At 34.3% G+C, this 14,462-nt stretch carries 7 protein-coding genes; 3 read left to right on the plus strand and 4 right to left on the minus strand.

The window, feature by feature from the left end; genetic code table 11:
• Positions 1-257 precede the first annotated feature (257 nt).
• Positions 258-1,874 carry an alkaline phosphatase PafA gene (pafA, locus tag AO58_RS0115830; RefSeq protein ID WP_024982625.1) on the plus strand — a complete coding sequence of 539 codons (1,617 nt, stop codon included), beginning with the start codon at positions 258-260 and terminating at the stop codon, positions 1,872-1,874.
• 51 nt (positions 1,875-1,925) lie between these two features.
• Here the strand turns inward: pafA and AO58_RS0115835 are convergent, their stop codons facing one another.
• On the minus strand, positions 1,926-3,341 hold the full coding sequence (locus AO58_RS0115835; protein WP_024982626.1) for an alkaline phosphatase: 1,416 nt from the start codon (positions 3,339-3,341) through the stop codon (positions 1,926-1,928).
• A 117-nt stretch (positions 3,342-3,458) separates the two neighbouring features.
• Positions 3,459-4,676 carry a diaminopimelate decarboxylase gene (lysA, locus tag AO58_RS0115840; protein ID WP_024982627.1) on the minus strand — a complete coding sequence of 406 codons (1,218 nt, stop codon included), beginning with the start codon at positions 4,674-4,676 and terminating at the stop codon, positions 3,459-3,461.
• Positions 4,677-4,899: 223 nt separating this feature from the next.
• On the opposite strand from lysA, the gene AO58_RS0115845 reads away from it, so the two are divergent.
• Positions 4,900-7,032: a TonB-dependent receptor gene (locus AO58_RS0115845; RefSeq protein WP_024982628.1), complete on the plus strand. Its 2,133-nt coding sequence runs from the start codon at positions 4,900-4,902 to the stop codon at positions 7,030-7,032.
• A 32-nt stretch (positions 7,033-7,064) separates the two neighbouring features.
• The gene (locus tag AO58_RS0115850; protein ID WP_162150410.1) at positions 7,065-8,123 is read left to right on the plus strand and encodes a PepSY-associated TM helix domain-containing protein; all 1,059 of its coding nucleotides are present in this window, start codon (positions 7,065-7,067) and stop codon (positions 8,121-8,123) included.
• A gap of 321 nt (positions 8,124-8,444) precedes the next feature.
• On the opposite strand, the gene AO58_RS0115860 is transcribed toward AO58_RS0115850, so the two are convergent.
• Together AO58_RS0115860 and gltB are read right to left on the minus strand one after the other, a co-directional pair.
• A complete protein-coding gene (locus AO58_RS0115860; protein WP_024982630.1) occupies positions 8,445-9,899 on the minus strand; it encodes a glutamate synthase subunit beta in 1,455 nt (484 codons plus the stop codon).
• A 2-nt stretch (positions 9,900-9,901) separates the two neighbouring features.
• Entirely contained in the window at positions 9,902-14,419 is a 4,518-nt protein-coding gene (gene gltB / locus AO58_RS0115865; protein WP_024982631.1) for a glutamate synthase large subunit, read from the minus strand.
• Positions 14,420-14,462: the final 43 nt, after the last annotated feature.

Genomic DNA, 14,462 nt, shown 5'->3' on the forward strand with positions numbered 1-14,462 from the left:
AGCACAAGATTCAAGCATCCATCGAGGAACAAGGTCAATAATTTGTCGAATAACTGGTTTTTTGATATTTTTGTTTCGCCTGAAGAGTCCCATAAAGTATTATTTGTTTCGCAAAATCAAAAATACGGGATTCTCAGGCATTTTTTATTTTAGACTTTCGGATAGCTATGATTACTTTTATGTATTTTGTATTCAATATTTTTGTTTACCTAATATTTTATTAACTATATTCATTTATTTTTGCTAAAAAAATAATTATGAGAAAGTTTTTTACATTTTTTTGTTTGTCCTTGTTCTTACAAAGTTATGGACAGCAAAGGCCTAAATTAGTGATTGGAGTAGTTGTGGATCAAATGAAAGCGGAATATTTGGATCGGTTTTATGATGATTATTCGCAAGAAGGCTTTAAACGTTTGATGAATGAGGGGTATTCATTTCATAATATGAATTATAATTATGTGCCCACCTATACAGCACCTGGTCATGCTTCGATTTATACTGGGGCTACACCTGCTACACATGGTATTATTGGTAATGATTGGTATATTCGAGAAACTGGAAAAAACAAATATTGTACGGACGATGCTTCTGTAAAAACATTAGTTATTGGGGCAGAAAAAGAAGGTATGATGTCTCCTAAAAACTTGTTAGCAACTACTGTAACTGACGAATTACGAATGGCTACTAATTTTAGAGGTAAAGTTATTGGTTTGAGTATTAAAGATAGAGGTGCTATTTTGCCTGCTGGGCATTTTGCAAATTGGGCTTTTTGGTATAGTAAGTCTGGCGATTTTATTTCAAGTTCTTTTTATGGAGAGAAAATGCCTGACTGGGTAACTAAATTTAATAGTGAGAAACATTATATGCCGTATATTGAGAAGGGGTGGAGTTTGTTAAAACCTATTGATAATTATAATGAAAGTCTTTCTGATGATAATCCTTATGAAGGCAGAATTGATAAAACAAAGCCTCCAGTTTTTCCTTATGATTTAAATAAATTGTATAAGGAATCTGGTGCGGATATTCTTAGAACGACTCCATTTGGTAATGATTTGTTAGCGGATCTTGCTTTGAAAACCATAGAAAATGAAGGTTTGGGGAAAGATAATATTACTGATTTTTTAACGGTAAGTTTTTCTTCTACAGATTATATTGGGCATACTTTTGGTCCAAGATCCATTGAAATTCAAGATACGTATTTACGTTTGGATTTGACCTTAGCAAGAATGTTAACATATCTTGATAAAAATATAGGTAAAGATAATTATTTACTTTTTTTAACTGCGGATCATGCTGCAGCTGAGAATCCAATCTTTTTGAGGGATAATAAGTATGATGTGACCAATGTTCCTTCAAAAGAAACGTTGAGAGCATTGGAAAAATTTTCTATAGATACTTATGGTGCAAATTTAATATTGAATTATTCTAATTTTAATATCTATTTGAATCGTGATATGGTGAAAGCAAAAGGATTAGAGCTTACTAGTGTTAAAAATACATTTAAGTCTTTTGTTTTAGGTTTTTCTTCGATTAAACGAGTTTATACCGACGATGAAGTTCTAGCGTCTTCAGGAGGAGATTATTATTTAGATTTTATTTTTAGAGGTTTTGATCCAAAACAGAATGGAGATTTAGTGCTTGTTCACAAAACGGGTTACATGGAGTATAATGAAACAGGTACTACTCACGGAACACCTAACAGTTACGATACAAACGTTCCTTTGTTGTTTTATGGTTGGCATATAGCCAAAGGGGAGTCTTATAAAAAAGAAAATATCACCTCTATAGCTCCTACTTTGTCCAAATTACTCAAAATAACTTTCCCTAATGGTACCGAAGGACAGGTATTAGAAGAGTTGCTAAAAACTAGATAAAGTCCTTTTAAGAAAAAAACTCCTGAACTTTTTTTAGTTCAGGAGTTTTTTTTAAAAATTATTTTCAACTTCTGCAGCCTGTAGCATTAGATAGTGGAGATCTGTATTCTTTATAAAGGGTGATAGAAGTTCGCTTCCTGGGCCATACATGGCTAGCTCAGTATAATCTGCGGAATGATCTGTACTAATCCATCCTACAGAATTTCTTTTCTTTTGAATTTCTCCCAACGCTTTTAGCGGTAAATGCCTTGCATTATATAAACCTTCTTCAGTTTTTATGTTAGTGTAGTAGCTTAAGATTTCTTTGGCTTCGTCTTCATTTAAAACAAATTTATTAGCGTATTCAATTCTGTCGATTACTTGTTTTACACTAGTTTCTTTGCCAATACCATTTAAAATCCAGTCATTGGTTTGTGTATAATTTTGAATGGTGTCAAATTGAGCATTAGCTTCTTTTCCATAAACAATACCAGGGTTGGCATTTCCGTGATCTGTTGTAATAATTACTAACGTGTTTTTGTCTTTTTCAGCAAAATCCATAGCTACTTTTATAGCTTCATCGTGAGCAACTTGATCATAAATCAAGCCAGTAACATCGTTTCCGTGTGCAGCCCAATCTACTTTTCCAGCTTCAACTTGAAGTACAAATCCTTTTGGGTGATTTTTCATTCTGTCAATTGCTTTTTGTGTCAATTCTGCCAAAGTAGGAATGTTTTTCACAAGCTCTTTGCTACTTTCTCTATCTTTTGAATAAGGAAGTCCTTCTTTGTCAAATACACCTAAAATAGGTTGGTTAAGAGTGCATTTTTCTAATTCTGATTTATTAGTAACGACGGTAAATCCTTTTGCTTTAAATTCTTTATAAAGGTCTCTTTTGTCTTTGCGAATTTCTGCAGAAAAGTAGTTGTCTCCTCCACCTAACATAACATCGAATTTTAAATCCAAATACAGTTCAGCAATCCCTTCTTGGCTATTTCTGCTTTTGGAGGCAATACAAAATCCTGCTGGTGTGGCGTGAGTAATAGGAACGGTTGTCACACAACCAGCCATTTTTCCTGCTTTTTGAAATTTTTGCCAAATAGGTAAGTATTCCTCCCCATTAACTCCAATATTTAACGACCCATTCTTTACTCTGAAACCACTTCCCCATGAAGAGCTTGCAGCGGCAGAATCAGTTACTATTGACGAGGCAGAAGCCATATCCATCATGGCACGGCTCACTTTTTTGTCTTTATACAATTGTAGCCAATTGCTTCCCTTTCCTGTTTTTCTATTTAAGTAGATGTCGGTCATGTTTAGTGTGCCGATACTCATGCCGTCACTAACAATAACAATAATATTTTTTGCTTTCTTGTTTTTATGAAAGTCTTTTAAATCAAGCTCATTGGCAGTACTTTCAAATGGATTGATTAATGTAGTTCCTAATGCGAAAAGCGATCCGTTTTTGAAGAAATTCCGTCTATTCATGTGTCATTTTTTTTAATCAAATCAAATGTAAATAATTTAATTTTTGATTAGGTTAAGTTTTATTTAAAACTCGACCCCTTAAATAAAAAAATCCCATTTTGAAATGGGATTTTAAAATTAGATTGTTGTTTCCGTTGTCAATGGAATTTGATTTTGAAGTAAATCTTCAAATTTTTCATGAGCACGAATCAAGCGTCCTTTTCCATGTAACCACAAAACTTCGGCGGGTTTGTATCGGGAATTATAGTTGGAAGACATCGAGAAGCAATAAGCTCCAGCATTGTGGAAAGAAAGAATATCTCCCTCTTTTATTTCAGCGATTCTTCTATTGTTTGCAAAAGTATCTGTTTCACAAATGTAACCTACAACAGAATAGAAACGTTCTTTTCCTTTTGGATTAGAAATATTTTCGATATGATGTTGAGAACCATAAAGCATTGGTCGAATTAAGTGGTTAAAACCACTGTCAATTCCTGCAAAAACAGTAGAAGTAGTTTGTTTTACCACATTTACTTTGGTTAAGAAAAATCCCGCTTGACTTACTAAAAATTTCCCAGGCTCGAAGATTAAGGTTAAATCTTTGCCGTATTCTTCGCAAAAAGCATTGAATCTTTTGGATAATTTTTTGCCTAATTCCTCAATATCTGTCTCAATATCGTCTTTTTTGTAAGGAACTTTAAAACCACTTCCGAAATCTAAAAATTCAAGGTTTTTAAAATTTCTCGCTGCATCAAAAAGAATTTCAGCAGCATACAAGAACACTTCGATATCCAAAATATCTGATCCTGTATGCATATGTATCCCTACAATATTCATTTTTGTATTTTCTACGATACGAACCAAATGAGGCATTTGATGTATCGAAATTCCAAATTTACTGTCTATATGTCCTACAGAAATGTTAGTATTACCTCCCGCCATGACGTGAGGGTTGATACGAATACAAACCGGAACATTTGGATGTTTGGTACCAAATTGTTCTAATATAGATAAATTGTCAATGTTGATTTGAACACCTAAGGCATTTACTTCCTCAATTTCTTCTAATGAAACTCCATTTGGAGTATAAAATATTTTTTCGGGAGCATAACCTGCATGCAATCCAAGAAGTACTTCTTGAATAGAAACCGTATCTAAACCAGAACCCATATCTTTTAAAAGCTGAAGAATTGATACATTAGACAATGCTTTCATTGCATAATTAATGCGAAGGTTTTCAACCTTAGAAAAAGCTTTTGTTAATCGGTTAAATTGCGATTGAATTTTTTCAGCATCATAAACGTATAGCGGAGTTCCAAATTGTTCGGCTAATTGAAGTAAGTCTTTTCCTTGCATTGTGATTTAATTTTTTACAAATTTATTACAGTTTAGTATTAAGACCAAACAAAGAGAGTGTATTTAACAAAATGTAACAAATTGTTATAAAACAAAATTTTAATTTTGATCTATCTTCTTATAGATGTAAGCAAAAAAATTAAATAAACGCAAGTAAATTATTTTTATTTAGAATTAATAAAGATTACTTTTGTAAAGAATTTAACATTATTTAATACTCTTTATGAAAAATAGAATTATAATTTATTTACTTGTTTTAATACCTGTTTTGGGATTCGCACAAGAAAAAATTAACAAACAAGAAAAAGTCAATGAATTAGACGATATTGTAATAACAGCAAGTCGTAAAAAAGAAAGTATAAAAGAAGTAGTTTCTTCTATAACAATTGTTGGCGAAAAAAAGATTCAAGATCAAACTTTAGTAAATTCAAACATTAGTAATATTCTACAATATACCGTTCCTAGTTTAGCAACCGCAAGCAATCAAACTTCAAATTATGGGCAAACATTAAGAGGTAGGCCTTTCTTGGTTATGATTGACGGAATTCCTCAATCGACACCTTTGCGTAATGGCGGGAGAGATCTTCAGGTAATTGACCCTTCTTCTATAGAAAGAGTGGAGGTTATTAAAGGGGCTACTTCTATTTATGGAAATGGAGCCGATGGAGGTATTATAAATTATATTACAAAGAAAAATCATTCTGAAGAAAAAATCAATGGTTCTGTACAACTAGGTTTGATAACGCAACCTAAAACATTTGCGGAATCATTTGGATATAGGACTTCGCTTTCGTTAACAGGAAAACTAAAAAAGTTTGATTACGTTTTAGGATTTACTCAAGAAAGAACCGGTGTGGCAAAAGATGCTAATGCTGTGAATCTTTCGCCATTCTATAGTCTGTCAAATTTGAATGTTTACAACGGAATGCTTAAAATTGGCTATTGGTTAACTGAAAAACAAAGATTAGAATTCTCCTATATTGGTTATGCTTCTAAATCATTTTTAGACCAAGATGTTAAAATTGGTAAGTGGGGAGAAATTCCAACAATTGGAGTCGAAGCCGCAGGTCGTATAGGAACACCTGAGGGAACACCAAGAAACCATAATTTTAAAGCATCGTATACGAATTCAGAAATTTGGAGAAATACGGTTTTGAATATAAATGCCTACTCCCAAGATTTTAGAACAGTTTATTATTACGATAAAGACCAGTTTTTAAATGGGGGACAATCAAATGTGGTTTCGCAAAAAAAAGGACTTCGAATTAACTTTGATTCTCGACTTTTTGCAAATGACACCTATAAAGCTGATTTGATTTACGGATTGGATTTACTGAATGATGCAACTGTTCAGAAGTTAGAAGACGGTCGTTTTTGGACACCACAAATGAAGATGCTGAATACAGCTCCGTTTGCATTAATTAAGTTTGACGCTTGGGGAAAATTTACCCTAAAAGCTGGTGCTAGATACGAAAATATCAATGTTGAGGCAGATGACTTTAATACTTTACCAGTACTTAATGCCAAAACAAACACGTATACCAAAAGTATTTTTGTACAAGGAGGTGATTTAGAATATAATGCACTTGTTGGAAATATTGGTTTGCGATACAACATTATGCCAGAGGCAAATGTGTTTGCCAGTTATTCTCAGTCCTTTTCGATAAATGAAATAGGTAGAATTCTAAGAACATCTACGGAAAGCGTAATTTCAAAACTACCTACAGCTCCAATAATTGTAGATAATTATGAAATAGGAGTTGCAGGAACAATAAATAAATGGATTAATTATGAGATAACCACCTTTTCGAGTAATTCAGAATTAGGTGCTACGTCGATACAATTACCTGATGGATCATTTGCCATGCAGCGTGCTCCCGAAACGATTTGGGGATACGAAGCGGTTGTTGGTTTTAAACCGTTTCAATACTTAAGTTTTGGAGGTGCTTATGCTTGGATTGAAGGAAAAGTGGATAATGATAATAACGGAACCAACGAAAAATACATTAACGGCTCACGAATAATGTCACCAAAACTTACCACTTATATTCAGGTGAAACCTTTGAAAAATTTAAATATTGAATTGAGTACTTTACATAATTTTAAAAGAGATAGATTTGAACCAGTCCCTGCAACTGGTAAATACCGCTTTAATGAAGGAAGCGTTAAAGAATATACCGTTTTTAACTTGAGTAGTTCTTATCTTTTAAGTAAATCATTCAATTTAGGATTGGGAGTTGAAAATTTGTTTAACAAAGTTTATTCGCCTAACATTGCTTGGTGGCAGGCTAGAGATAAAGATTTTGTTAACGCTCCAGGTAGAAGAGTAACTTTGCAAATGCAGTACAATTTTTAGTTATATTCCTTTTTCATAAATTAGGTATGAATTTGAAAAGAACAATACGGAAATTACATTTATGTTTAGGCTTAGGTGCAGGGATTATTATTTTTATAATAACAGTGACGGGTTGTATCTATACTTTTGAAGAAGAAATAACAAATTACACCCAACGTGATTTTAATGTTGTAAAGCTAGAAAATGCTTCACATGTTCCGTTAAACCAGATTATTGAGTCGTATAAGAAGAAATATGGTAATGATAATTTACTTTTTATTAAGCAAAAAGAAAGCGTTCCAAATGCGACAATTGTTCTGGGGAATAAAAAAAATAAAGTAGCCTATAATCCCTACAACGGGAAAGAAGTGATGTGTTTGAATAGTAAAGATTCATTTTTTTCTGTCATTCTGGAGATTCATCGTACTTTACTTTTAGGTGATTTTGGTGAAAATATAATAGGAGTTTCAACCTTTGTGTTCCTTTTTATGTTGATTTCAGGTTTTATTTTGTGGTTTCCGACCAATTTTAAAAAGCTGAAATCTTATTTTACCATAAGTGATAAGTCTGCCAAAAGATTGAATTTTGATATGCATCGAGTGGGAGGGTTTTATGCCACTTTTGTATTGCTTTTTATAATAATTACGGGGTTGTTTTTTGCGTATGATTTTGTAAAAAAAGGAGTTTTGGCTGCCACAGGAACCGAAGCATACTCCAAATGGGGGCCCGATTCAAGAAGTCAAGGAAAAATAGAAACTGATATTACTAAAATTTATAATTGGACTCAAACCCAATACCCTAATTGTGTTGAATCGAATATCTATTATCCTAAAGAAAAAGAGGGTTCCATTAGAATAAAATTGAAATACGACTACAAATACATTCCAAGATATAATACTTTTTTTGTAGACCAATTTTCGGGAAAAATGTTGCAAATGGATTTGGATAAAAATGCAACTCTAGCAGAAAATGTAAAGAATTCAATTTTCGGAATTCATACAGGCTCTATCTTTGGAATTTTTGGTAAAATAATAGTTTTTCTAGCAGTCTTAATTGCTGCCAGCTTACCAATTACAGGTTTTTTAATATGGTATAGAAAGAAATATAGATAAAAACAGCATCCCTGAATTGAATAAATTGAACTGCCTCCAAAATTAAGACACTATTTTGGGGGCATTTTCATATTTAATGACGACTTTATAAATATGAGAGATTTTCTTTTTGTTGATGAATACTTGAAAACCATAAATGACAATGCTCCCTTTTATAAAATCATAGGATTTTCATATCAAGTTGTTTATGTTTTTTTTTAGAAAGGTTTTATTTTATATTAATGATTCTATGTTAAAAAAGGGGGGTACTCATAGGTGTAGTTGTCAAAAAAAATCCCCTGACAAAAAAACAATGTCAAGGAATTTAAAAAAATATTTTTTCTACAAACTAAGTAAATCACCTTTTCCTTTTGTAGGTAAATTGGTGAAACCCATTAAAAATAAATCAACTTCTCTTGCGGCTTCTCGACCTTCAGAAATAGCCCAAACAATCAATGATTGCCCTCTTCTCATATCACCTGCTGTAAAAATATGAGGAACATTAGTTTGGTAGTTATTGGCTTTGAAGTTACTTCTCATATCCAATTCAAGACCAAGTTGTTCTGCTAAAGTTTTTTCGGGTCCTGTAAATCCTAAAGCGAGTAGAGCTAAATCGCAAGGCCATATTTTTTCTGAACCTTCCTTTTCAATTAATTCAGGACGCTGTCCAGGAACAATTTTCCAAGCAACTTCTACTGTCTTTAAGGCAGTTAGTTCTCCTTTTTTATTAGCAATAAATTCTTTGGTATTGATTAACCAATTTCTATTACAACCTTCTTCGTGTGAAGAAGAAGTTTTTAGTTGTAGTGGCCAAAAAGGCCAAGGTGTCGATTCGCTTCGACCCACTGGAGGTTTTGGCATAATCTCAAAATTGGTAACTGATTTTGCGCCTTGTCTATTTGAAGTTCCAATACAGTCAGATCCTGTATCTCCTCCACCTATTACGATAACATCTTTTCCTGTAGCTTTGATTTGATTAGGAACTTCTTCACCGTATAAAACTTTAGTTTGTTGTGTTAAGAAATCCATAGCTTGCACTACGCCTTTGCTATCGGCTCCTTTGGTAGGTAAACCTCTTCTTTCTGTGGCTCCACCACAAAGAACAATTGAATCAAATTCATTTAATTCTTCTACTGAAAAGTTTACACCAACATTTACATTGGTTTTAAAAACGATACCTTCAGCTTCTAAAATTGCAACACGACGATCTATTATTCCTTTCTCTAATTTGAAATTTGGAATTCCGTAGCGTAACAATCCGCCAATAGCATTATCTCTTTCAAAAACAGTTACAGTATGTCCTGCACGATTGAGTTGTTGCGCAGCCGCTAAACCAGCTGGTCCAGAACCTACAACAGCAACTTTTTTACCAGTTCGAACTGCAGGCGGTTGTGGTTTAATCCATCCTTCCACAAAACCTCTTTCTATAATGTTTTTCTCGATATTTTCGATGGCAACAGGTTCTTTAATAATACCAAGAACACATGATTTTTCACATGGTGCAGGGCATAATCTTCCTGTAAATTCAGGGAAATTATTCGTTGATTGCAATATTTCTAAGGCACTTTGCCATTCTTCTTGATGTACCATATCATTGAAATCTGGAATTAAATTCCCTAACGGACATGAGCTATGGCAAAACGGGATGCCACAATCCATACATCTTGAACCTTGTTCTTTTATTTTATCTTTTGGTAATGTAATTGTAAATTCATTATAATTGGTAACGCGTTCTTCAACAGCAACGTTACTTTCATCGGCTCTACTATATTCTTTAAATCCTCCTATTTTTCCCATGACTATTGTGCTATTAATTCTTCAACTTCCTTTTCTGCTGCAATACGTTGTAATGCTTTTTTGTAATCTGTAGGCATCACTTTTACAAAATGCTTGACTTGGTTGTCCCAATCTGCTAAAATTCTCTTAGCTAATGGACTACTTGTGTATAAAGAATGATTTTTTATCAAACGTTTCATTTTTGTAATGTCTTCTGCTTCTAATGGGTCAAAAGCAACCATTTCCATATTACAAAGGGTTTGGTCGAATTTATTATTTGGATCATAAACATAAGCGATACCTCCACTCATACCTGCAGCGAAGTTTCGTCCGGTTTTGCCTAGAACAATTACAGTTCCTCCAGTCATGTATTCACAACCATGGTCTCCAATACCTTCAACCACTGCGGTTGCTCCTGAGTTTCTAACACAGAAACGTTCTCCAGCCATACCATTAATATATGCTTCACCAGTAATAGCTCCATAAAGTGCTACGTTTCCAATAATTATATTTTCCTCTGGTTTGAATGTTGCTGTTGGTGGCACTTTAATAATTAATTTACCTCCAGAAAGTCCTTTACCTAGATAATCATTACAGTTTCCGTGGATTTTAAATGATAATCCATTGGTAGCAAAAGCTCCGAAACTTTGTCCAGCAGAACCCGTAAAGTCAACTAAAATAGTATCTTCTGGTAGTCCTTGTGCACCGTATATTTTTGATATTTCGTTACTCAAAATTGCTCCAACTGAACGATCCGTATTTTTGATGTCAAAGGTTACTCTTGTTCTTTCTTTTCTATAAATAGAAGGAATCGCAGCTTTGATAATATCAAAATCTAATACATGCTCTAATTCATGATCTTGAGGCATTGTATTGTGGTTAGGAACTGTTTTTGCTTTTTCTGGTTTGTAAAGAATAGTTGATAAATCCAATCCCATAGCTTTGTAATGTGTAATGGCTTTGTTTACATTCAATTTTTGAGATTGTCCTACCATTTCTTTCAATGTTCTAAAACCTAGCTGAGCCATAATTTGTCTTAATTCCTCTGCAATGAAGTACATAAAATTAATAACATGTTCTGGAGTACCTTTGAAGTTTTTACGTAGTTCAGGATCTTGAGTTGCAATACCTACAGGGCAAGTATTCAAGTGACAAGCACGCATCATAATACAACCTGAAGCTACTAATGGAGCAGTGGCAAAGCCAAACTCTTCAGCTCCAAGTAAAGCGGCAATAGCAACGTCGCGACCAGTTTTTAACTGTCCATCACACTCTAAAACAACACGGCTTCTTAAATCATTTAGGATTAAAGTTTGTTGGGCTTCAGCCAAACCTAATTCCCAAGGGATTCCAGTATGAGTTAAGGATGTTAATGGTGCAGCTCCTGTTCCTCCATCATAACCTGATATTAAGATCACATCAGCTTTTGCCTTAGCAACACCCGCAGCTATAGTTCCAACTCCAACTTCTGATACTAATTTTACATTTACTCTAGCTTCACGGTTGGCATTTTTTAAATCGAAAATTAATTGTGATAAATCTTCAATAGAATAAATATCGTGATGTGGAGGTGGAGAAATTAGTCCAACATAAGGTGTGGAATTTCTGGTTGCAGCAATCCAAGGTACTACTTTTTCACCTGGTAATTGCCCACCTTCACCTGGTTTAGCTCCTTGAGCCATTTTTATTTGAATCTCTTTGGCATTGGTCAAATAATTAATCGACACTCCGAAACGACCTGAAGCCACTTGCTTGATAGCACTATTTCTTGAGTCACCATTCAATTCTTTTTGGAAACGTTTAGCGTCTTCTCCACCTTCTCCAGAATTACTTTTACCGCCAATTCTGTTCATAGCAATCGCTAGATTTTCGTGTGCTTCTTGACTTATAGAACCATATGACATGGCGCCTGTTTTGAATTTTTTTACAATTTCAGTCCAAGGCTCTACTTCGTCAATAGAAATAGGATCCAAATTATTGAATTCAAATAATCCACGAATAGTCATCAAATTAGCACTTTGCTCATTGACCATTTTAGAATATTCGGCATAACTTTCTGGGCTATTCAAACGAACGGCTTGTTGTAGTTTTGAAATGGTCGTTGGATTAAACATGTGTTTTTCACCATTTCGTCTCCATCTGTAAATACCGCCAATTTCGAGCGGTAGCAAGTTGGCTACTTTTGAATTTGGGAATGCTTTTTGGAAACGCTTTTTCACTTCTTTTTCTACTTCCATTAGTCCGATACCTTCGATACGAGAGGGAGTATAAGGGAAATATTTAGTCGTAAATGATTTGTTTAAACCTAAAATCTCAAAAATTTGTGCCGCTCTATACGAGTGTAGCGTAGAGATTCCGATTTTATTCATAATTTTTAGAATTCCTTTTCCGATAGCTTTGTTGTAATTTTTTATAGCATACTCGGCTGTAATTCCAGTAATATTGCCTTCGTTTACCTGATTTCGGATAATTTCATTTACCATATAAGGATTGATGGCACTTGCACCATACCCAAACAATAAAGCAAAATGATGTGGCTCACGTGGTTCAGCAGACTCGATCACGATACCAAACTTAGAGCGAACTTTAAGTTGGTTTAAAGTGTGATGAATGTAGGAACATGCCAGTAACATTGGGATTGGAGCCATGCTTTGGCTTACGCCACGGTCAGAAAGAATGACAATATTACTGCCTTCTGAAACGGCCTTGAAAGTGGCTTGTACACATTTTTCTAAAGCGCGCTCTAAACCATTGGCACCTTTTTCAATTTTATATAAGGTAGAAATGGTAACCGATTTGAAATCATCATGCTCAATACTTCTAATTTTATCTAAGTCCTCTTTGGAAATAATTGGATTTTGAATTTTTAGCTTTTTACATTGTTTGCCTTCAATTTCAAAAATGTTATAATCTCCTCCGATGGCTAAACTGATATCGGTGATGATCTCTTCACGAATTCCATCTAAAGGTGGGTTAGTAACTTGAGCAAATAATTGTTTGAAATAGTTATACAAAAGTTGTGGTTGATCTGATAGTACTGCCAACGGAGTATCATTCCCCATAGAGCTGATCGCTTCGTTTCCGAGGCCTGCCATTGGATTAATGATAGTTTTTAGATCTTCAATGGTGTAGCCAAACATGCGTTGTCTGGTTTCAAAATCTAAATGTTCAACCGGAGTTGCATTGTTGGTGTAAGGAATACTGGCTAATTGTATCAAGTTTTCATTCAGCCATTTTTGGTAAGGTCGTTTAGTAACTATTGAATGTTTTACTTCATCATCTTCAATAATTCTTCCTTCGTTCATGTCGACCAAGAACATTTTTCCTGGCTCTAAACGTCCGTGTTGTATTACATCTTCAGGTTTGATATCGAGTACGCCAATTTCTGAGGACATGATTACAAAACCACTTTTGGTCAAAGTGTATCTTGAAGGGCGCAGTCCATTTCTGTCCAATAAGGCTCCAATAACGTTTCCATCAGTAAATGGTATAGAAGCAGGACCGTCCCAAGGTTCCATAATACAAGAATTGTACTCATAGAATGCTTTTTTCTCTGCACTCATCGTTTGATGTTTTTCCCAAGCTTCTGGAACCACCATCATCATCACTTCTGGAAGGGTACGACCGGTCATTAAAAGCAATTCTACCACCATATCCATAGAAGCAGAATCGGATTTTCCTTCTAAGATAATTGGGAATAATTTTTTTAGATCGTCTCCAAAAATATCACTTTTCATTAGCTCCTCACGGGCTCTCATTCGACTTACGTTTCCTCTCAAGGTGTTGATTTCACCATTGTGACACATATAACGGAAAGGTTGTGCTAGTTCCCAAGACGGGAAAGTATTGGTAGAAAAACGTTGGTGTACTAATGCTAAACGAGTAACTAAGTCGTTGTCTAATAAGTCAGTATAATAACGGCTAATGTCTTCTGGCATTAACAGTCCTTTATATATAATAGTTGTTGTAGAAAAACTTGAGAAGTAAAACATGTGACTCTCAGAAGTTTTTGAACCTCTAACTGCATGTTCTGCTATCTTTCTAGCGGCAAACATTTTGGCATTGAATTGTTGTTCGGTCAAGCACAAGCCATTTTTGCCCACAAAAACTTGTTTTACTGTAGGTTCCTTTTCTGCAGCGATTTGTCCTAGATTCGTTACATCAACAGGAACATCTCTCCATCCAAGGATTTCTAATTTTTGATCTGAAATTGCTTTTTCGAAGGTGGTTTTGCAAAAATCAACTTGATTAGAGCTTTTAGGTAGAAAAACCATTCCTACCCCATACTCTCTAGGTTCAGGGATAGCGAAATCGCATACTTTTTTAAAAAAGGTATGTGGAATATCAAAAAGAATTCCTGCACCATCACCGGTTCTTCCATCTGAGCTTACCGCACCACGATGTTCTAACTTAATTAAAATGTCTAATGCTTTGTGAATAATGTCATTGGATTTGATGCCGTTCAAATTACAAATGAATCCTGCACCACAATTGTCGTGTTCAAATTCGGGCAAATAAAGGCCTTGTTCTTTAACTTTCATGCTTGCTATTTTTTTTTCAAAATTAAGTATTTGTTGAATTAAA

It is taken from the genome of Flavobacterium succinicans LMG 10402, from assembly GCF_000611675.1.
In the GTDB taxonomy this organism is placed as follows: domain Bacteria; phylum Bacteroidota; class Bacteroidia; order Flavobacteriales; family Flavobacteriaceae; genus Flavobacterium; species Flavobacterium succinicans.

Bases quoted from the DNA above. Each gene is read 5' to 3' on its own strand.
- pafA (WP_024982625.1), top strand. From the start codon at position 258: ATGAGAAAGTTTTTTACATTTTTTTGTTTGTCCTTGTTCTTACAAAGT.
- AO58_RS0115835 (WP_024982626.1), bottom strand. From the start codon at position 3,341: ATGAATAGACGGAATTTCTTCAAAAACGGATCGCTTTTCGCATTAGGA.
- lysA (WP_024982627.1), bottom strand. From the start codon at position 4,676: ATGCAAGGAAAAGACTTACTTCAATTAGCCGAACAATTTGGAACTCCG.
- AO58_RS0115845 (WP_024982628.1), top strand. From the start codon at position 4,900: ATGAAAAATAGAATTATAATTTATTTACTTGTTTTAATACCTGTTTTG.
- AO58_RS0115860 (WP_024982630.1), bottom strand. From the start codon at position 9,899: ATGGGAAAAATAGGAGGATTTAAAGAATATAGTAGAGCCGATGAAAGT.
- gltB (WP_024982631.1), bottom strand. From the start codon at position 14,419: ATGAAAGTTAAAGAACAAGGCCTTTATTTGCCCGAATTTGAACACGAC.